We start from the raw sequence: 19400 nt of genomic DNA, 5'->3' as shown, positions 1-19400 counted from the left end.
ATGAAAGGCGTCACTAATGAGACAATTGAGCTGGCTAAACACATCACAATGCTCATTTTGGATGTGGATGGGGTACTAACGGACGGCTCTATCACGCTGGATAACGAGGGTAACGAACTAAAGACGTTTAATGTAAAAGACGGTCACGGTATAAAGATGCTCTTAAAAGAAGGCATAAACGTGGCAATAATCACTGGCAGGACCAGTATCGCCGTAGAGCGGCGTGCACGTGAACTTGGTATAAAAGATATCTATCAGGGCTGTGAGGACAAGGTAGCCGCTTACGAGGACCTCAAGATTAAGTACTCGCTTTACTACAAGGACATAGCCTGCGCTGGAGACGACATCCCTGATATACACCTGATGACACGCGTAGGGCTGCCTATTGCCGTAGGGGATGCCGTTGAGGATATAAAGAAATTTGCCCGTCTCATTACAACAAAAGAAGGTGGTCGTGGCGCTGTCAGACAGATATGCGATTTCTTGCTTAAGTCCAAAGGAATCCTCAAAGGAATAATAGATGACTACGCTAAGGCTTAACGTACCGACGATACTCACCTTAAGCAGGATATTGGTGATCCCAGTGTTCATATATATTACGCCGACGCATCAGGTATGGGGGGCGGTGGTGTTTGGGCTGGCGTCGATTACAGACTTTCTGGACGGTTATCTAGCAAGGCGTTCGGGGCAGATTACGCAGTTTGGGATTATTATGGACCCGATTGCAGACAAATTTCTGGTAATATCGGCCTTGATTTTGTTAGTTGACATCGGGAACCTGTCTATGTGGCTTGCCATAATTATCATCGTGAGAGAGTTCCTGGTGACCACGCTAAGGGTTGTTGCCCTTACGAAGGACATTGTGATTGCCGCGGAACTTGGCGGGAAGCTAAAAACGGGCGCTCAGATTGCCGGTATTTTGTGTCTTATACTGGAGAATTCTCTCTTTGGCATAAACCTCTACGGGGTTGGACTTGCCATGATTTGGATTGCCGTTGTGCTTGCCGTGGTGTCGGCGGTTCAATACACAGTAGGATTTTGGAAAAAGATATGACGGTGCTTTGTATGATAGGGGCATTTTTGTTGGGTTCTATCCCATTTGGGACTATTATTGCAAAGACGAAAGGCATAGACCTCAGAAAAACGGGAAGCGGCAACATCGGGGCAACCAATGTACTGAGAAGCGTTGGGAAGTGGGCGGCTGTGTTTACCCTTGTCGGAGATATGTTAAAGGGTGTGCTTGCGGTTGTTATTGCCAGAGAACTTTCCATGGGAGAAACTGCCGTTGGCCTGATAGGGATATGCTCTATATTGGGGCATGATTTTTCTGTGTTCTCACGTTTTAAAGGCGGAAAGGGTGTGGCAACGAGTTTTGGTGTGCTTCTGGTGTACAGCCCGGCTGTTGGCGCTGCTACTGCTGCGATATGGCTCATAGCGCTTGCCATCTGGAGATACTCATCAGTGTCTGCGCTGATTGCCTTTTTCTTTGTCCCTTTGAATATGTATTTGTTCGATTACACTGAGAGAAAACTTATCTATGGCATAATAATCATGCTGTTGATTGTCATTAAGCACAAGGACAACATAGAAAGGCTGCTCAAAGGTACGGAGGCAAGCGTAAGAAAAAAATGACGTCAGAAGAAGCAAAAAAGAGGCTCTGCCTTGCCCTTGATGTAGACAGATTAAGCGATGCGGTGAGATTAGTAGAAACCCTCAGAGACAGAGTAACGCTGTTTAAGATAGGGTTTCAACTGTTTACAAAGGAAGGGCCTGGGGCGGTGCAGGCGGTACAAAGTCTTGGGGGCAGGGTATTTCTGGATTTGAAATATCACGACATCCCCAATACGGTAGCTGCTGCGGCACGTGAGGCAGTAAACATGGGTGTGTATATGTTTAATGTCCACGCATCCGGCGGAAGTGATATGATGAGAGCGGCAGTGGAAGCTGCTGCCTCCCAATCGCAGAAAAGCAATACCACCATGCCGGTCATACTTGCTGTAACCGTGCTGACCAGCCTTAACGACAGGATACTTACAGATGAACTAAATATAAATAATCAGCTGGCACATCAGGTAACACACCTTGCGGCACTGGCAAAGGGCTGTGGTCTTGACGGAGTTGTGGCGTCACCACAGGAGATAACGGCCATACGGGAGCGCTGTGGTCACGGCTTTACAATCCTGACGCCGGGGATAAGACCCCCCTGGATTAAGAATATCAAGGATAAGGATGAGGACGACCAGAAAAGGACTGCCACACCGTCACAGGCTATAAGGCTTGGGGCAGACTATATCGTAGTAGGCCGCCCAATACTCAAGGCAGACGACCCGGCAGAGGCGGCAGATAACATAGTGAGAGATATGACTAGTGGTTGTTGAAAAGAAGGTGAAGCTGAAATGATTATCTTAAAAACGGGGAAACACCAAACTATTTAAAAAACGCCTTTAGCATAGCGAATATGGCTAATAACTGTCCGGCCCAGAAGAGAAACATCCATTTTAAAGTTTCTGACTTAACCGATTCTATTCTAAGTTCGAGTTTGGATATATCATCTTTAGTTGCAAGGTGTTCAGTGCTTGTTTCCTGTGCCACTTTGAGCGCTTCAGACAACCCCTTTGCCTGTTCCTCTGAAAAGCCGGACGACTTCAAGGATTCTACCACCTTTAGGGTGTCAAACAATATGGTTGCCATTATTGGTCTCCTCCATACCCCTATTATACCGTATTGTCCTGTATATTTCAACAGAATCTGAGGGAGTTGAAGCGCCGTATACTGATATTTTTAACTTAAATATTTTGTACTGGTAAATTCGTGTAAAATCGTGTACAATAGCAGGCTGGGAGAGGTGTCCGAGCGGCTGAAGGAGCACGACTGGAAATCGTGTGCGGGGTCTAAAAGCTTCGCCGAGGGTTCAAATCCCTCCCTCTCCGCCAGTACTTTCTTTTATGCAGTTGGGTAATGGCCCTGCGCAACAGGCAGGTGTGAACCCCGTCAGGTCCGGAAGGAAGCAGCGGTAAGCATTATGACTGTGTGCCGCGGCAAGTCTTTACCCGGCTGCACAGAGGAAAGTAATCGGCACAGCAGGAGCAGACCATTGTCATATGAAGTTCTAACCAAAGAACCATATAAAGTTTTGGCAAGAAAATGGAGACCGCGTGGTTTTGACGACCTCGCCGGGCAGGATACGGCTGTAAAGATTCTGAAAAATGCCATTTTGCAGCATAGAATAGCCCACGCATATATATTTTCCGGCCCGCGCGGTGTTGGAAAGACATCTGCCGCGAGGGTCTTCGCCAAGGCACTTAATTGTGTTAACGGCCCAACGGCCTCCCCCTGCAATGCCTGTCCTAATTGTATCTCAATCGGCAACGGCTCGTTTCTTGATGTTGTAGAAATAGACGGAGCATCAAACAACAGCGTCAACGATATCAGAGAACTCAGAGAAAAGGTAAAATATGCCCCGTCAGGCGCAAAATACAAAATCTACATCATAGACGAGGCACACATGCTCTCAAATGCAGCGTTTAACGCCTTATTGAAAACGCTTGAAGAACCCCCCGCTCATGTTGTCTTTATCATGGCTACTACAGAGCCAAAAAAGATAATCACTACCGTGCTGTCAAGGTGCCAACACCTGCCATTTAAGAGAATTCCCCTGGCTACAATCATGGAACGCCTCAGATTTATCTCAGAATCCGCAGGGTTTAACATTACTGAGGGGGCAATTTTGGCCCTTGCAAAGGCCGCCGACGGTAGTATGCGCGATTCTCTGACTCTACTTGACCAGATTGCGTCGTTCGCTACCGGCGCTGTCGGCGCTGACGGCATAAACGAAGCAGATGTCTCAGCCCTGACAGGAACTTCAAATGTGTCAGCGGTTGCCGATGCCGCACTTGCCATCACCTCTGGGAATAGAATAAAAATCCTTGAAACCATATCAGACCTCTACGAAGGCGGTATTGATCTCCTGTCCTTTACCCGTGACCTGATAGAATACTTTCGGGACGCACTTGTTGCCGCGTGTAAGGGCGGCAGCGCTGTTACTCCGGCAGCGTCATCAGAGGAGGAACTCACCGTGGTACTGAGTGAACTGCTCAAGGCCGAAGGCATAGTGAAAAGCGCTGAGTCCCAGCGCGCGGCCCTTGAGATGTGCCTTATCAAGATAAGTTTTCTCAGTTCTTTTAAGACCATAAACGAGATAATCCGGGAACTTAGGGCCGGTTCATCTTCCCATAAACCCAAACCCGCAGCAGTAACAACCCCTGCAGCAATCCGGCCTGAATTGCCGCCTGAATTGCCGCATGAATCGATAGAAGTGTCTGAGAAACCGGTTCCACAAAAAGACCCGGGCGGCGTAAGCACACCTTCTCCACCTTTAGATAAGGGGCTGTGGAACAGGGCAATAGATATAATTTATGATACCTCAGTCCCCCTGTGGAGCATCCTTAAAGATGCATCAGTTGCAGTTGAAGATGCCGCTGTGAACATTATCTTTAGCGGCGGCAACAGTATTCATGCGGATTCGGTAATGGAAAAAAAATCCATCATAGAGGGTGTTCTTCATGAGTTGTCAGGGAGAAAGTTTACTGTAACCGTAACCACTGCCAAGACTGAGAAGATACCAGAGAAGGACTTAAGGGCAGAGGCCCTTGCAAATCCAGTGGTCAAAGACGCCCTGGACCTATTTGGCGGTGCAGTAGTTGAAGTAAAACCTGTTGTAAAAAATAAACGCTGACAGATAACGAAGGAGGAACTATGTCAAAGAAGATGCTTGGAAATCTCATGAAAGAGGCGCAAAAACTCCAGGAAAGAATGATGAAAATGCAGGAAGACGCCGCCCAGAAAACAGCGGAGGCCAGCTCAGGCGGCGGCATGGTCACAGCCGTGGCAAACGGCACAGGGGCGCTCATCTCTATTGCAATCGACAAGGAAGTCGTAAACCCCGACGACGTAGAAATGCTCCAGGACCTCGTCGTTGCAGCGTGCAATGAGGCAATTAAAAGGGCGCAGGAGCAGGTACACGATGAGATGTCTAAGGTGACAGGCGGCCTTCAAATCCCTGGAATGCCTGATATCTCAAATTTCTTCGGGAAATAATTGTGTCTGAAGCGCAAGGCATTATTGACACCCTTATAAACGAACTCTGCCGTTTACCAGGCATTGGCAGGAGGACAGCCCAAAAACTGGCCTTTTTTATTCTGAATATGCCAAAGGCTGATGCCTTGTCCATAGCAGAGGCTATAATCAGCGTAAAAGAAAAGGCTGGATTTTGCAAGTCCTGTTTTAATGTTACAGAGTCTGAACTCTGCGCAATTTGCAGCGATACGTCTAGGGACAATACAAAGATTTGTGTTGTAGAAGAGCCGGGCAATATAGTCGTAGTTGAAAGGAGCCGCTCCTTCAGCGGTCTTTACCACGTACTTCTGGGGGCGCTGTCGCCCATTGACGGGATAACCCCCGACAGGCTTAAAATAAACGAACTGCTTGCCCGTATCAAAGACAATGCGGTAGGGGAGGTAATTCTTGCCACGAACCCAAATACGAAAGGGGAGATGACTGCTCAATACATCGCTGGTATTCTGCGTCCGTTAGACATAGTCGTAACAAGGATTGCCTATGGACTTCCAATGGGCGGGGATATTGAGTTTGCCGACGAAGTCACATTGGGGAAATCCATAGAAGGCAGAAGGCCGCTATAGACAAGTCCGACAATCTTTATAACCACTGCCAATGCGGTAAAAAATACTTGCTTTTTTATATTTCATTTAAGTATAATCGGTTTATAAACGAGAGATAGGTCAATCGTCGTTTGTTTCTGTTCAGCAAACAAGAGGGTATTTTTTCTCCGTGAGGCAATATTCAGTGCGGCGACAAGTAGATAATGACAAGAAGCAGAACTATGAACAATAGAAAAAATACAGTAAACATAGGGCAGGCATCGCACAAGCGCTGGCACAGACATGTTTTGATGTGTCGGAGTTGCACAGGTTGTTGTAAAATTACAACAAAAGCCTGGGGCAGACGCGGTGTAGAATATGTGTAGATGCCATTCTTTAGCGGATGTTGTGGGTTGGTATATAAATTGCATGTATGTTTAGGTAAGGATGAAGCCCTGTTTGGCGGCTGGTAGGTAGCCAGGTGCCAGGTAGCAGAGCATGGCGGGCAGGGGCTGGTAAAAAAGTAGTGTAAGGGGTTATAAAGGGAAATGGGAAAAGGACAGATGAAAGGATATATAAGGAGGCACAGTACAGAGTTAGAGTGTAAAACAAGAACGAGGGAGGTGGTGTTTAAAACCGTAGCAGGTTGAAGCAAGGCATATAGGGAATTGAATAATCATTATTAATTCTGCCATCGGCAGAGGAAAAATCTCGTTATAAGAGATGTAAATGGAGGGCTGAAAATTGAAGAAGCTCGCAGTGGTAGTTATGGCGATGGTGTTCGCGCTCAGTTTCGCACTGGCCGCATACGCTGCCGACGCACCATCAGACACAGCCGTAGTGGCTAAGGGCAACACCAAGATAACGATTGGTGGAGAGATAAGGTTCAGGGGTGAGTATACCCACAACAGATACAACCAGTTAAATGACGGAAATCAGTACTACAGTTCGAGGATCGTATCCCCTTTCGGAGTAACGGTCTCCAGGAACAGCGGCCCAATAACCCCAAACAATGACCATCAGGCATATTATGATGGCAGGGTAAGGGTTAGTTTGGACGCAAAGGTATCGGACAGCGTAGAGGGCTTTGTTGAGTTAGAGTCCGGCACCGCAAACACCTCAGACGTATGGACATGGGGTAACACGGGCGCTGACACGACTACAGGCGCCGCTGGCAGTGGCTCAACCGGCATATACCAGAGCGGTAACTCAAAAGTTGGAACCATGTACATCCGTCAGGCATGGATTAAGTACGAACAGCCGATGTACGGCATTAAGGTTGGACATCAGCTCCTTATGCTTGGCAACGGCCTGTTTTTTGACCACACAAGATATGGTGACGATGCTATCGTAGTATGGGTTAACCCTACGAAGAACTTCCACATTGGCGCATTAACAGCCAAGTTCAGAGAAGGCACGGGCTCAACCAGCGTATATGGAGCCCAGACTGCTGCAGCTACCCCTGGTGGTACCGGATTGGCTAACGATGCAGATGCATATGTATTATTAGCTACTTACAAAGGCAGCAGCTACAACGTAAGCGCCGATGTAACAGCAGTTAACGACCAGTCCATAACCTCAAGCACCCCAGTTGCTGGCGGTCCTACATTTAACGACAATGCACATCTTTGGAACTTTGGTATTCGCGGCGATGTACAGATCAGCGCAGCAACCTTAAGAGGCGATCTTGAATTCCAGACTGGTAAATGGGTACGCAACGCACCTGGTCAGGACAATGGACGTTTCAGAGGCTGGGCGGCACTGGCAGGCTTAGACTACAAAGTTGGACCAGTAAAACTTACCGGTGAATTTGCATATGGCAGCGGTAAGGCAGGCGATGACACTGGCAGCGACATCAACACATTCGTAACCTCGTTAGGAAACGACCAGCACTACACATACGTATATGAGTATCGTGTAAAGTCAGCAGCTGGCGGAATCAGCACAGGTCTCGCCAATACCCTGTATGTAAAGGGCGGAGCCAAGGTTGAAATCACGAAGCAGATCAGCGCCGAAGCATACCTGTACTGGCTGTATGCAGCAAAGGCAGTTGCTCTTAATGATGCAGGCGGATTTATCGCAGGCATCCCTTACAATCCTAACATGTCAAGAGACCTCGGATGGGAACTCGATGCGAAGGTTACCTATGCATTCGCAAAGAACCTGAAGTATTGGGTAGAGGGCGGCTATATGTGGACAGGCGCAGCGTATGACTACAGAACCAGCCATACCACATACGTAAACGCTTCATCCCCGGCTACCAGCTACAACACCTATACCTACTCAAGAGACAACGCGTATGCCATAAGAAATGGCATTCAGTTGAACTTCTAGTTGAACATAGCGCAGTACATAAAACGCTGCGCTTAGGCACACATAGTAAAGAGGGGCTGACCCGAAAAAGTCAGCCCCTCTTCTATTTAATGCCATATTATTAAAGCCATATTATTAAAGATGGAGGCAGCAGAGCTTATGGATATCGAAAATATATTAAATAACGGCAAACTCATTATAATCGCCGGGCCCTGTGTAATTGAGACAAGGGAAATAGTCATGGAAACAGCTCGGACCCTCAGTGAAATTTGCGGCAGGCTTGGCCTTTCATTTATATTTAAAAGTTCATATGATAAGGCAAACAGGACGTCACTAAAGGGCTACCGCGGGCTTGGCAGCCTTGCAGCCGATGACAGTGCCGACAGGCTCAGTGAATTCGATGACATAAGAAAAGATTCAATGAAAAAAGGACTTGAACTACTTGATGAGGTAAGAAAGATATTTAAGCTGTGTGTTACCACAGATGTACATTCACCTGAGGAGGCAAAGGAGGCCGCTGCTGTAGTGGATTTACTTCAGATACCGGCCTTTTTGTGCAGACAGACAGACCTTCTTACAACTGCGTCCAGGACTGGGCGGGCAGTAAATGTAAAAAAAGGGCAATTCCTTGCCCCCTGGGATGTTAAAAACATCCTTGCTAAATTGAACTCAGCAGGAAGCGGTCCATTTTTGCTGACTGAACGAGGTACAACCTTTGGCTATAACAATCTCGTTGTGGATTTCAGGTCGATACCGATTATGAGTTCATTTGGCTGTAAGGTAATTTTTGATGCAACGCACAGTGTCCAGCTTCCGGGTGGCAGCGGTGACAGCTCAAGCGGTCAGAGGGAATTTGTCCCGACGCTTGCACTTGCCGGTGTTGCAGCGGGCGCTTCCGGCTTGTTTCTTGAGATACATCCAGACCCGGACAAGGCCCTCTGTGACGGCCCAAATATGCTTGAATTAAAAAATGCTGAGACCCTGCTGTCTACTGCGGCTGATATTCACAGAACTGTTAATGGATATAAAAGTTCTATGTTTAAAAGTGCTTTGGTATAATATCTTGACAAATAACTTTAAACTATTTATTATATCCACAGGTAGGCAGCATGAATGAATTAGATTTATATGATGCTTGCAGGGTGCTGTTTGGCAAGGAAGTAAGGATAGACAGGCAGTTTCTTGAGTACATCCAGCCTTCCGGTGTCAAAAGCGCTTATCGCAAGATGGCCCTTGCCACACATCCCGACAGGATTGCCGCTCTGGGCGATAGCATTCAGGCCGGTACGGGCAGCGATTTCAGGGTGGTTGCAGACGCCTATGAGAAATTAACAAAATATCTGAAGCTTAGAGAAGGCGGTTTCAGGTTCAAGACTAATTACAGCACATACGGTGAAAGCACTCAGCGCAAGGATTACACCGCAAAGACATGGCAAAGCACTGCGCAAAAAACTACTCAGACCACTGCAAAAGAAAGTTCTGGCGCTACGTGGAAAACAAATACTTATTATGGTGGTTCCACGTGGCAGGACACACAGCAAACTGCCGCTCAAAGCAATGTTGCAGGTAATTATGGGTTTACACAGAAGGCGGCCTATGCTACCATAGATTCACAAAAGACATCATCGTATTCATATCAGCAAAAGTCTGTACCAAAGCGAAAACTCCGCATTGGTGAATACTTATACTATTCCGGTGTTGTGGCCTGGAAAGACCTGATAGCCTCAATCGTATGGCAGACAAAGCAGAGACAGCGCATCGGTGAGATTGCTGCAAGATGGGGATGGTTGACTGAAGCGAAAATCCTTGAGATTATGAAAAGCCGCAACCGCGGTGAACGCCTCGGTGACGCCCTTGTCCGCTTAAAATTGATTACGCCGTTTCAGTGTAATATGCTTGTCTGGCAGCAGCAAAAAAGCCAGAATCCACTTGGAAAATATTTCACCAACGAGCAGCTTGTCTCTGAAGGCGATCTGAGTCGCCATCTGACGAACTTAAAAGCTCACAATCAAAATATCGACAAACCAACAAGCTCCGGATAGTCAGGGCAAAACCTTTGATTTTTCCCATAACCTGATTGTAAACTTAGGTACTGAACAGTAAAATCCAATATTATGTCAATCCAATGTGCCTGCCACATCTAAAGTGATTATAAACTCAGTTCCTCCCTCCACGTTTGTAACCGTCAGAGTACCACCCATATGTGTCTCAATTATCGTTTTTGACATGTACAGTCCGACACCAGTACCTTTCATATCTTTTGTCGTAAAATAGGGATCGAATATTCTCTCTATTATATGGGCCGGAATGCCACCACCGTTGTCCTTTATTGAAATCAGAACTTTATCTCTCTGTTCATTATTGTAGATATTGATTTCTATCCGCCCTTGTAGGTGAGGCTGGGTGGTAATAGCGTCTTTTGAATTATTCAACATGTTGAGTATCACATGCTTGAATTCATTTGGGTATCCATCTATGAACATAAGCACATCTGAACTTGCCATTATAGAAATATCTATATCGATTTTCTTGAACACCTGAGCAAACATCGAAAATAGTACCTCTATGTTATTTTTTACATCGAAACGGACTTTCTTTTTTGAAAGCGTATAAAAGTTTCTGAAATCATCTATAGTCTTTGCCATAAAGTTTACCTGAGTCAATGTTATATCGACAACCTCTTCCATGTATTTCTGGTCAAGCTCACCGTATTCATAAGCATCTTTTATATCCTGCACATTTAAGCTTATGGCGTTTAGGGGCTGATACCACTGATGGGCTATCATCTGCATCATCTCGCCCATGGCCGCCATCTTGGACTGTTGAATCAACAACTGTTCCTTATGCCTTATTTCAGCCACCTTGTCATCGACAAGTTTTCCGAGACTCGTATTTATCTCATTAAGCATAGCATTCTTGTGTTTAAGCTCCTCCTGCAGCATATGCTTGTCCGTTATGTCATTTGTTACATGGATATATCTGACTACGCCCGTATCGCTTTCAGTGATGGGATACGCTGTAACTTCTATATATCTCTTATTGCCGTCGTTATCGAAATGTGTATGCAGCTTCAATGATGGTTTACCGGTCTCTTTAACTTCGTGTAATGGACACGGGTGAAACTGAGAGTCACAAGGCTCATCGTGCTGGTGAAGTATTTCGTTACAGTACCTTCCTATCATTTCCTGTAATGTACGGCCGGCATGTCTCTCTGCCGTTTTGTTTGCCCATAATATCACACTGTCGTCTGTTAAAAGACTTATACCAAGAGACATCCCCTGTGTTATATCCTCAAGCATATTTTTAATGTTTACCATACTATCTATCTCATTGTATCTCTTTGTGATATCTCTTATTACGCCAGATGTTCCTGCGTATTTATGTGTCTTTATCAGCCCTAACGAGCCAGTGTACGCTTTCTTGCTTGCATCGGCGTCAAGCTGATAAATACCGGAGCTGCTTATTTCACCAACAATTAGTTCATCTTTACTTGTTGCATGTCTTTTAACTAAATGCACTTCTAATCCGCGCGTACACCTGTTGCCGGTTCTTCTTTCATCTATGAGCTTTGGCGCGGCATCATCGCCGGTTGCCTTGTTTTGATAATTTGACAAGACACTCGCACTGCTGATTAAATCTACCTCGTCCTGATCTATTAACACACTAAAGTGCCTTCCAATGATGTCCTCTGGGGTATAGCCTAAGCGTGTGATGGCATTGTTGACAAAGGTGAAATTGCCATTTGCATCAATTTTATATACTATATCTGGAAGAGTATCAAGGAGAAACCTGTATTCGAATTGTAACTCGTTATATATTGATGCCTGCCGCGATAAAGAATCATTCAACCTGTCCTTATCTTCCAACAAGTTCTTGATTCTATTGATTTTCTCTCGCATCGGATTAAATATGATATAGTAAAGAACAGGAGAAATGATAAGAGACAGCGTCACTGCGTCGATAATGTCTCTGTAACGTATTATTTTAAATCTCTCAAGAAGTAACATTACAAGATATTCGGATACACCTATCGACAATACCACTACGGCAGCAAAAACTACAGGTTTCGATCGATAATCGTAGCCTTGTTCCACATTTACCCCATTACTCCGATCTGTCCACATTTCGAAAGCTGCCACTTTGTTATGCTAACTAATGGGATTTCACACTGTCAAGTGAAGAATTTTTCAGTTGCCCTTTTTACAAATTACGTCTTAAGGCCCTGCTTCTGTAGTAAACACGTTGCAATGGCCGCAATCCCCTCACCACGGCCTATAAAACCCATTGTCTCGTTTGTCTTTGCCTTTATGTTAATTAACCCAGCTCCGATGCCAGAGGCCGCTATCGCCTGTTTCATGGAGTCTATATACGGTCTCAGGCGTGGTCTCTCTGCTATCACGACACAATCAAGCCATGTTACCTCAAGGCCACACTCTGAGATACGCCTGACAACCGCGCGCAGAAGCTCTATACTGTTTGCATCTTTCCACTGCGCCTCAGTATCCGGGAACATCATTCCTATATCGCCAAGCCCCGCAGCCCCAAGCAGTGCGTCTATAATGCTGTGGACAAGGCAGTCGGCGTCTGAGTGCCCGGCAAGGCCCTTTCCTTCAAATGGAATCTCCACTCCGCCTATTATCAGCCGTCTGCCCTCGGTCAGGCGGTGTGAATCATACCCTATGCCAGTTCTCATCTGCGGCGCTTTGTAGTGGCTGAGAGTAAGTAATCCGCAAAGACTATGTCTTCTGGTGTGGTTATCTTGATGTTGTTATAGTCACCGGGGATAATCTTAATCCTACCGCCATAGTGCTCTACAGCCGATGTATCATCGGTGAAGTTCAGCCCTTGCGCGGCAGCCCTTTCATAGGCATCAAAGATTACCCCGTAGTGAAACACCTGAGGCGTGGCAACGGCGGCAAGCGTATCTCTGTTTAATGTTTTTAGCGCAAAGCCGTCTTTTACCTCTTTTATCGTATCCTTTAACCTTACGGCAGAGACAACGCCGTCGCACCCTTCAAGCGATTGCACAGTTGAGATAATCAGCTCCTGAGATAAAAAAGGCCGGGCGGCGTCATGTATAAGGACGACAGAGTCCTTGTTGTCTATGAGTTTAAGGGCATTGTGTACAGATTCCTGGCGCGTCTGGCCGCCTTTGGCAGTCTTTTTTACCTTGCTGATGCCGTTTTTCCCGATAAGTGCCAGACCTGCTGTCTTGTCACTGTCCTTCAGGACAACTATTACCTCATCGATGGTCCATGATGTATCAAGTATCTCCAGCACCCTTATCAGAATAGGTCTTCCGCCTATGGGGTGGAAGACCTTATTTGTGACAGAGCCAAATCTGCTGCCCGACCCTGCCGCTGGCACTATAGCTGTTGTATACATATTATTACTATTCTGTGTTGGGCTTGGAGAATATCATTCTCCCCGCCGTTGTCTGTAATACACTGGTTACTATAACATCGACATTTTTGCCGATGAACTTGCGGGCGCTTTCCACAACGACCATCGTACCGTCGTCCGTGTAGGCAACCCCCTGGTTGGATTCCTTGCCTTCTTTGATTATAAACACCTTCATCAACTCACCTGGAAGTACAACCGGCTTAAGGGCATTTGCCAGCTCGTTAATATTCAACACCGGAACTTCGTGCAGTTGGGCAACCTTGTTCAGGTTGAAGTCTGTGGTTACGATTTTGGCATTCAACATCTTGCCCAGGGCAACGAGCTTGGAGTCCACCTCTTTTATCTTCGGAAAATCCTCATCGATGATTCTCACTGTGATGCCCGATAGTTTTTGTACCCTGTGCAGCACGTCAAGCCCGCGCCGCCCCCGGCTTCTTTTCATGGAATCAGCAGAATCGGCTATGTGCTGAAGTTCCTGCAGAATAAACTGCGGAACGACAAACACACCGTCAAGGAATCCTGTGTCGCAGACATCGGCAATCCTGCCGTCGATTATGGCGCTGGTATCGAGGATTTTCAGATGTTCATCGACCCCCTGTCCCCTGAAAAGCCTCACCGTACCGGCAATCGAAAGATTATCGCCCCTTGTAAAACCAATTAATAAGCCAATATAGGATGATACGGCATCTATGGCAGTCGTTATGAGCTGATAGTCCTTTATCAGTGTCCGAATAGGATATGTTATAAGTTTGGCTATGACAATACCTATAAAAAGCCCTATAAGCCCGCCTATTACCTTACCCATGCGGAGCCTTCTTAAGAAAACCTCTGAGCCTGCCACCAAAATGCCGATTATTGCCCCAACGGCTGGGCCTTCAAACGTGTATCCATGCGGATTGATTAAGATATAACCCATCATGACAAAGACGCCAAAAACAATAAGACGCAATAAATTCGTCATCTACTCTTTCACCCCCTATCTATGAATGACCTGATGCCGCGCGAAACGCGCCGCCCCCAACTCCCAGGCCGGAGCCTGAGCTAATTATTTTATTACAAACGGCTGTATTATTTTTCATCGTTTTTATTATAATAGTCAGGTTGACGTGTTGTAAACATGAAATTAAAAATTATTTGCAAATAACGAATTGTCTTTCAAAATAACCGGGAAAAGGTTATCTGACCGACGCCGCACAAGGCTGGCTTATGTGATGGATAGCTGTCCGGTAAAAATTTTCGGAGGTCTGTAATGTTAAAAAAGTATTTACTCGCGCCGGGGCCAACACCGGTGCCGCCCGAGGCCCTTGCCGCTATGTCTATGCCGATGATTCATCATCGCGCCCCAGATTTTATTCCAATATTTGATGCCGCAAGGACAGGTCTTAAACACCTCTATCAAACCAGCAACGATGTCCTCATTCTGTGTTCCACCGGTACGGGCGGGATGGTTGCCGCAGTTACTAATTTCTTTAATCGCGGCGATAAGGTCGTCGTAGTCAACGGCGGAAAGTTCGGCGAACGCTGGATTAAAATCTGTAAGGCCTTTGGGCTTGAGATTATTGAGATAAATGTTGACTGGGGCTATACACTCAACCCTGCACGGCTTGAGGAGGTTCTTAAAAAGGAATCAGGCGTAAAAGGAGTATTTGTTCAGGCTACAGAGACCTCAACCGGTGTCAACCACGACATCGAGGCCATTGCCGGTATTGTCAAAAAACACGAAGAGGCCCTGCTGGTTGTCGATGCGATAAGCTCTCTGGTTGCCCATGATCTCAGGACAGACGCATGGGGTATTGATATTATGGTCGGCGGCTCACAGAAGGGGTTGATGCTCCCGCCCGGGCTGGCCTTTATCAGTGTGTCTGAAAAGGCATGGAAAATGGCCGAGCAATCCAAAATCGAGAAGTTTTATTTTAATCTCAAAGTAGAAAGGAAGAAACAACAGGACAACCAGACCAATTTCACCTCTGCCGTTACGCTGATAATCGGTCTGAACGAGGCGATAAAGATAATTGAAAAGGAAGGACTTGATAACGTATTCAAGCGCCACGCCCTGCTTGCCCATGCCACGCGCGAGGCGGTCAAGGCACTAGGCATGGGGTTATATGCCAAAGAGATGCCAAGCAACGCAGTAACCGCTATCGAGGCACCAGAGGGCGTAGACGGTCAGAAGATATACAAGGTACTTAGAGAAAGATACGGCGTTACCGCAGCCGGAGGGCAGGACCAGGCAAAGGGGAAAATCTTCCGCATCGCTCACTTGGGCTACTCAGACAGATTTGACATCATAACGGCTATCTCGGCTATTGAGATGACCCTAAAGACACTGGGCGCCCCTGTAACGCTTGGCAAGGGGGTTGCAGTCTGTGAAGAAATCCTGTTATAAAAAAACTAATACGGGGGGATTGCCTGATGAGAGTACTTGTAAGCGATAATATCTCGGAAAGAGGAGTAGAGATATTAAGAAACGCATCGTTGGAAGTTGACGTAAAGACCGGTATGAAGCCTGATGAGCTAAAGGCGTGCATCGGGCAGTACGACGGTATAGTGATAAGAAGTGCGACAAAGCTGACGGCAGACGTAATTGAATGTGCAACGAACTTAAAAGTTATTGGGCGTGCAGGGTCCGGGCTTGACAATGTAGACAAGGCAGCGGCCACAAGCAAGGGAATCGTCGTAATGAACACACCAGGCGGCAACACCATTACCACAGCCGAACACACGATTGCCCTTATCGTATCCCTCGTGCGCAAAATCCCCCAGGCCACTCAGTCGATGAAAGGGGGCAGTTGGGAGAAGAAAAAATTCATGGGCGTTGAACTGTTTGACAAGACCCTCGGCATTCTGGGGCTGGGAAACATCGGTTCACAGGTGGCAAAGAGGGCGCTTGGCCTTGGCATGAAGGCCATATGCTATGACCCGTTTTTAAATGAAGAGCTTGCCAGCAATCTTGGCATAAAGAAGGTCTCATTAGATGAGTTATTTGCAGGTGCCGATATAATAACGGTACACACGCCCCTGACGAGCGAGACAAGAAACATTATAAACAAGGACTCAATCGCAAAGATGAAAAACGGCGTGAGAATAGTCAACTGCGCGCGCGGCGGGATAGTCGATGAGGCCGCCCTCTATGATGCGATAAAGTCCGGGAAGGTAGCAGGGGCTGCCCTCGATGTGTTTGAGAAGGAGCCGCTTGACAATTCCCCTCTTATGACCCTTGATGAGGTTATCTGTACCCCTCATCTTGGTGCATCAACCCATGAGGCGCAGGAAAACGTGGCGCTTGCGGTGGCTGACCAGATAGCGGATTACCTTGTAAACGGCACGATTCGTCATGCCGTTAATTTCCCGTCTATACCGGCTGATCAGGTCAATACCCTCAGGCCTTACATAGAGCTGGCAGAGAAGATGGGGTGCTTTGCCTCATATTTCACCGAAGAAGAGGTCAAGGAAATAGGCATAGAACTTAGGGGCGAGGCTGCCGATGTAATGAACGAACCCGTTAAGATAGCCGCTGTAAAGGGGTTTTTAAGCCCTGTGCTTGAGCATACGGTAAACTTCGTCAATGCCTCGCATATAGCAAAGGAGCGTGGAATTGTCGTTAAAGTTACGAAAAATGCCGACGCGGGTGACTATAACACGCGTATTGACCTTTCAATAAAGTCAGCGAAGAAGGACTTCAGCATCTCAGGCACACTGTTTAGTAAAAAGGACCCGAGGATAATAAAGATAGAGAATTTCATAATCGAAGTAATCCCCGAAGGGACGATGTTGTATATAAATAACAACGACAGGCCGGGCGTCATAGGCAGCATAGGCGGTATATTCGGCGAGGCTGGCATAAACATCGCAAGGATGCACTTCGGAAGGGAAAGTAAGGGCGGGATGGCCGTATCTGTAGTCAGCGTAGACGGGAGCATCGGTGATGATGTCCTGGATAAGATAAGAAAGCTGCCCAATATACTGGAAGTAAAGAAAATAACGATGAACGGCTAGGCCTTCACGGAGGAGCGATGGCAAATATCATAATAGTAGGGACACAGTGGGGAGACGAGGGCAAGGGCAAAATAGTGGACTGCCTGACAGAAAAGTCAAACGTGGTGGCACGCTATCAGGGCGGGCACAACGCCGGGCACACGGTAGTAATTGGCGGCGATAAGTTTATCCTTCACCTGATACCATCGGGAATCCTGCATAAAGACAAGATGTGCATAATCGGCAACGGCGTAGTGGTTGACCCGCTGGCCCTGATTACAGAAATAGATGAGCTGAAGGCCAGAGGCATTTCAGTCACAGGGAATCTGAAGGTGAGTAAAAACGCCCATCTGATAATGCCCTACCATGTGCTGCTTGACGGCTGGAAGGAACTGAAAAAGGGAAGCAAGAAAATCGGGACAACAGGGCGCGGCATTGGCCCATGCTATACAGATAAGGCGTCACGTGCGGGAATAAAGATGCTCGATTTATTTTGGCCTGGGCAGTTTAAGGAAAAACTCAACACAAATATTGCCGACATAAACTGTATGCTGGAGCAGATTCCAGATGTAAAGAAGTTAGACGCCGATGAAATCTATAATAAGTATATCTCCTACGGCAAACAGCTTGAGCCATACGTTGATGACACCGACATAACTATAGACGAGGCAATAAAGAGCGGCAAAAATGTCCTGTTTGAAGGCGCGCAGGGGACACTACTAGACGTTGATCACGGTACATATCCATATGTAACATCATCAAGTGCCACCGCCGGAGGGGCGATGACGGGGCTTGGCGTTGGTCCAAAGACTATAGACGAGGTGTACGGTGTTGCAAAGGCCTATACGACACGCGTGGGTGAGGGGCCGTTCCCGTCGGAACTCACTGACAGCACAGGTGAGTCTCTGAGAGAAAAGGGCGCAGAGTATGGGGCAACTACAGGAAGGGCACGGCGGTGCGGTTGGCTCGACTTTGTAGTTCTCAGACATGCTGTAAGGGTTAATGGCCTTACCGGGCTTATCATCACAAAACTCGATATACTTGATGATATGGAAAAGATAAAGGTATGCGTTGGCTACAAGTTTAGAGATGCGCTGTTGCGGGATTTTCCTAAAGAACTGCCAGTTCTTGAGGGCTGCACTCCGGTATATGAGGAGCTTGACGGCTGGAGAGGCAGCAGCACTGCGGGTGTTCGTTCATATGACAAATTGCCCCAAAAGGCAAAGGATTACATTGGGGTCATAGAGAAAACGCTTGGGGTTCCAGTTGTTATCGTATCAACAGGGCAAGACAGGGACGATATAATTTACAGATAATATGTCATCATTGGGGCGGGTTTTAGAGGGGGCGCTTGGCATATTTTTCCCTGCATGGTGTCCAATATGTGCCAAACCCTCTGACCGGCTGGACACCTCGCCTATCTGTGGGGCGTGCTGGGCGAATATGAGCCGTCTGCCAGCAAATGTATGCCAGATTTGCGCCAAACCTCTTGAAGTTGAAGGAATTTCCAAATGTGGCAACTGTTATGCAGAAAAACCCTTTTACTCAACAATCAGGGCATACACCAAATTTTCAGATGTTATGAAAGAGGCGATACATCTGTTTAAATTCTCAGGCGTGCGCAGGCTTGCTCGTCCGATTGCAGAATTATTTAAAGAGGTAGAAATACCGGAGGCTGATTTAATTGTGCCAGTTCCGCTGACAAAGAAAAGACTAACCGAGAGGGGTTTTAACCAAAGCCTTTTAATTGCAAAGACCCTGTCGGACTTCACGAAAATCCCGCTTTCATATGATACACTCCTAAAAGTAAAAGAAACGCCTCATCAAACCACACTCAAAGGGACGCAGAGGATAAACTCCCTGAAAAATGCCTTCGCCTCAACTGTAAGCGTAAAAGGCAAGAGGATAGCCGTAGTGGATGACGTTATGACTACAGGGGCAACGCTAAACGAATGTGCCAGGGCACTTATAAAGGCGGGCGCCCATAGTGTATTCGGCATTGTTGCAGCACGCACGGTACTGGAGTGATAACCTGAAAAACCGTATTTGCAT

19 protein-coding genes, 1 tRNA gene and 1 other RNA gene are annotated in these 19400 nt (G+C 46.9%); 16 read left to right on the top strand and 5 right to left on the bottom strand.

What is annotated here, in order from left to right:
- Genes ASN18_RS08190 through pyrF form a run of 4 tightly spaced genes read left to right on the top strand, consistent with a single transcriptional unit; the run spans window position 1 to window position 2378 of the window.
- Window positions 1-540, top strand: coding sequence for a KdsC family phosphatase (locus ASN18_RS08190; protein ID WP_085052268.1), 540 nt, complete (start codon window positions 1-3; stop codon window positions 538-540).
- Window positions 521-1054 (top strand): CDP-diacylglycerol--glycerol-3-phosphate 3-phosphatidyltransferase, encoded by a 534-nt coding sequence (gene pgsA / locus ASN18_RS08185; protein WP_085052254.1) that lies wholly within the window; start codon window positions 521-523, stop codon window positions 1052-1054. Before ASN18_RS08190 ends, pgsA begins: the two co-directional genes overlap by 20 nt.
- Window positions 1039-1632, top strand: a complete 594-nt coding sequence (plsY, locus tag ASN18_RS08180; protein WP_236861607.1) for a glycerol-3-phosphate 1-O-acyltransferase PlsY — start codon at window positions 1039-1041, stop codon at window positions 1630-1632. The genes pgsA and plsY overlap by 16 nt, the downstream gene beginning before the upstream one ends.
- A complete protein-coding gene (gene pyrF / locus ASN18_RS08175; protein WP_085052252.1) occupies window positions 1629-2378 on the top strand; it encodes an orotidine-5'-phosphate decarboxylase in 750 nt (249 codons plus the stop codon). Before plsY ends, pyrF begins: the two co-directional genes overlap by 4 nt.
- Before the next feature lie 49 nt (window positions 2379-2427).
- Here the strand turns inward: pyrF and ASN18_RS08170 are convergent, their stop codons facing one another.
- Window positions 2428-2691, bottom strand: coding sequence for a CCDC90 family protein (locus ASN18_RS08170; RefSeq protein WP_085052251.1), 264 nt, complete (start codon window positions 2689-2691; stop codon window positions 2428-2430).
- Window positions 2692-2839: 148 nt separating this feature from the next.
- Between ASN18_RS08170 and ASN18_RS08165 the strand changes: the two genes are divergently transcribed.
- From ASN18_RS08165 to ASN18_RS08130, 8 genes are all read left to right on the top strand, one after another.
- Window positions 2840-2933: transfer RNA gene (locus ASN18_RS08165), tRNA-Ser, on the top strand.
- A 22-nt stretch (window positions 2934-2955) separates the two neighbouring features.
- Window positions 2956-3053: signal recognition particle sRNA small type (ffs, locus tag ASN18_RS08160), an RNA gene on the top strand.
- A gap of 41 nt (window positions 3054-3094) precedes the next feature.
- On the top strand, window positions 3095-4735 hold the full coding sequence (dnaX, locus tag ASN18_RS08155) for a DNA polymerase III subunit gamma/tau (RefSeq protein ID WP_085052267.1): 1641 nt from the start codon (window positions 3095-3097) through the stop codon (window positions 4733-4735).
- Window positions 4736-4755: 20 nt separating this feature from the next.
- Window positions 4756-5097, top strand: a complete 342-nt coding sequence (locus ASN18_RS08150; protein WP_085052250.1) for a YbaB/EbfC family nucleoid-associated protein — start codon at window positions 4756-4758, stop codon at window positions 5095-5097.
- A gap of 2 nt (window positions 5098-5099) precedes the next feature.
- A complete protein-coding gene (recR, locus tag ASN18_RS08145; protein WP_085052249.1) occupies window positions 5100-5699 on the top strand; it encodes a recombination mediator RecR in 600 nt (199 codons plus the stop codon).
- A 702-nt stretch (window positions 5700-6401) separates the two neighbouring features.
- Window positions 6402-7991 carry an alginate export family protein gene (locus ASN18_RS08140; RefSeq protein WP_085052248.1) on the top strand — a complete coding sequence of 530 codons (1590 nt, stop codon included), beginning with the start codon at window positions 6402-6404 and terminating at the stop codon, window positions 7989-7991.
- 138 nt (window positions 7992-8129) lie between these two features.
- The gene (gene kdsA, locus ASN18_RS08135; protein ID WP_157072891.1) at window positions 8130-9029 is read left to right on the top strand and encodes a 3-deoxy-8-phosphooctulonate synthase; all 900 of its coding nucleotides are present in this window, start codon (window positions 8130-8132) and stop codon (window positions 9027-9029) included.
- 50 nt (window positions 9030-9079) lie between these two features.
- Complete coding sequence (locus ASN18_RS08130) at window positions 9080-10012, top strand: J domain-containing protein (RefSeq protein ID WP_085052246.1); 933 nt, start codon at window positions 9080-9082, stop codon at window positions 10010-10012.
- Between the two features lie 75 nt (window positions 10013-10087).
- Here the strand turns inward: ASN18_RS08130 and ASN18_RS08125 are convergent, their stop codons facing one another.
- The 4 genes from ASN18_RS08125 to ASN18_RS08110 form a co-directional block, all read right to left on the bottom strand.
- Window positions 10088-12064, bottom strand: coding sequence for a PAS domain-containing sensor histidine kinase (locus ASN18_RS08125; RefSeq protein WP_236861606.1), 1977 nt, complete (start codon window positions 12062-12064; stop codon window positions 10088-10090).
- A 113-nt stretch (window positions 12065-12177) separates the two neighbouring features.
- Window positions 12178-12663 (bottom strand): 2-C-methyl-D-erythritol 2,4-cyclodiphosphate synthase, encoded by a 486-nt coding sequence (gene ispF / locus ASN18_RS08120; RefSeq protein ID WP_085052244.1) that lies wholly within the window; start codon window positions 12661-12663, stop codon window positions 12178-12180.
- Complete coding sequence (gene ispD / locus ASN18_RS08115; RefSeq protein ID WP_085052243.1) at window positions 12660-13355, bottom strand: 2-C-methyl-D-erythritol 4-phosphate cytidylyltransferase; 696 nt, start codon at window positions 13353-13355, stop codon at window positions 12660-12662. The genes ispF and ispD overlap by 4 nt, the downstream gene beginning before the upstream one ends.
- Window positions 13356-13362: 7 nt before the next feature.
- Entirely contained in the window at window positions 13363-14334 is a 972-nt protein-coding gene (locus ASN18_RS08110) for a PIN/TRAM domain-containing protein (protein WP_085052242.1), read from the bottom strand.
- 288 nt (window positions 14335-14622) lie between these two features.
- On the opposite strand from ASN18_RS08110, the gene ASN18_RS08105 reads away from it, so the two are divergent.
- Genes ASN18_RS08105 through ASN18_RS08090 form a run of 4 tightly spaced genes read left to right on the top strand, consistent with a single transcriptional unit; the run spans window position 14623 to window position 19376 of the window.
- On the top strand, window positions 14623-15759 hold the full coding sequence (locus ASN18_RS08105) for a pyridoxal-phosphate-dependent aminotransferase family protein (RefSeq protein WP_085052241.1): 1137 nt from the start codon (window positions 14623-14625) through the stop codon (window positions 15757-15759).
- A 26-nt stretch (window positions 15760-15785) separates the two neighbouring features.
- Entirely contained in the window at window positions 15786-17369 is a 1584-nt protein-coding gene (gene serA, locus ASN18_RS08100; protein WP_085052240.1) for a phosphoglycerate dehydrogenase, read from the top strand.
- A gap of 17 nt (window positions 17370-17386) precedes the next feature.
- Window positions 17387-18664 carry an adenylosuccinate synthase gene (locus ASN18_RS08095; RefSeq protein WP_085052239.1) on the top strand — a complete coding sequence of 426 codons (1278 nt, stop codon included), beginning with the start codon at window positions 17387-17389 and terminating at the stop codon, window positions 18662-18664.
- 1 nt (window position 18665) lies between these two features.
- On the top strand, window positions 18666-19376 hold the full coding sequence (locus tag ASN18_RS08090; protein ID WP_085052238.1) for a ComF family protein: 711 nt from the start codon (window positions 18666-18668) through the stop codon (window positions 19374-19376).
- Window positions 19377-19400: the final 24 nt, after the last annotated feature.

This window comes from Candidatus Magnetominusculus xianensis (genome assembly GCA_001541255.1).
Lineage (GTDB): Bacteria > Nitrospirota > Thermodesulfovibrionia > Thermodesulfovibrionales > Magnetobacteriaceae > Magnetominusculus > Magnetominusculus xianensis.
Note: the sequence above shows the minus strand (reverse complement) of the source record. Positions and strands in the feature narration are given on the sequence as shown.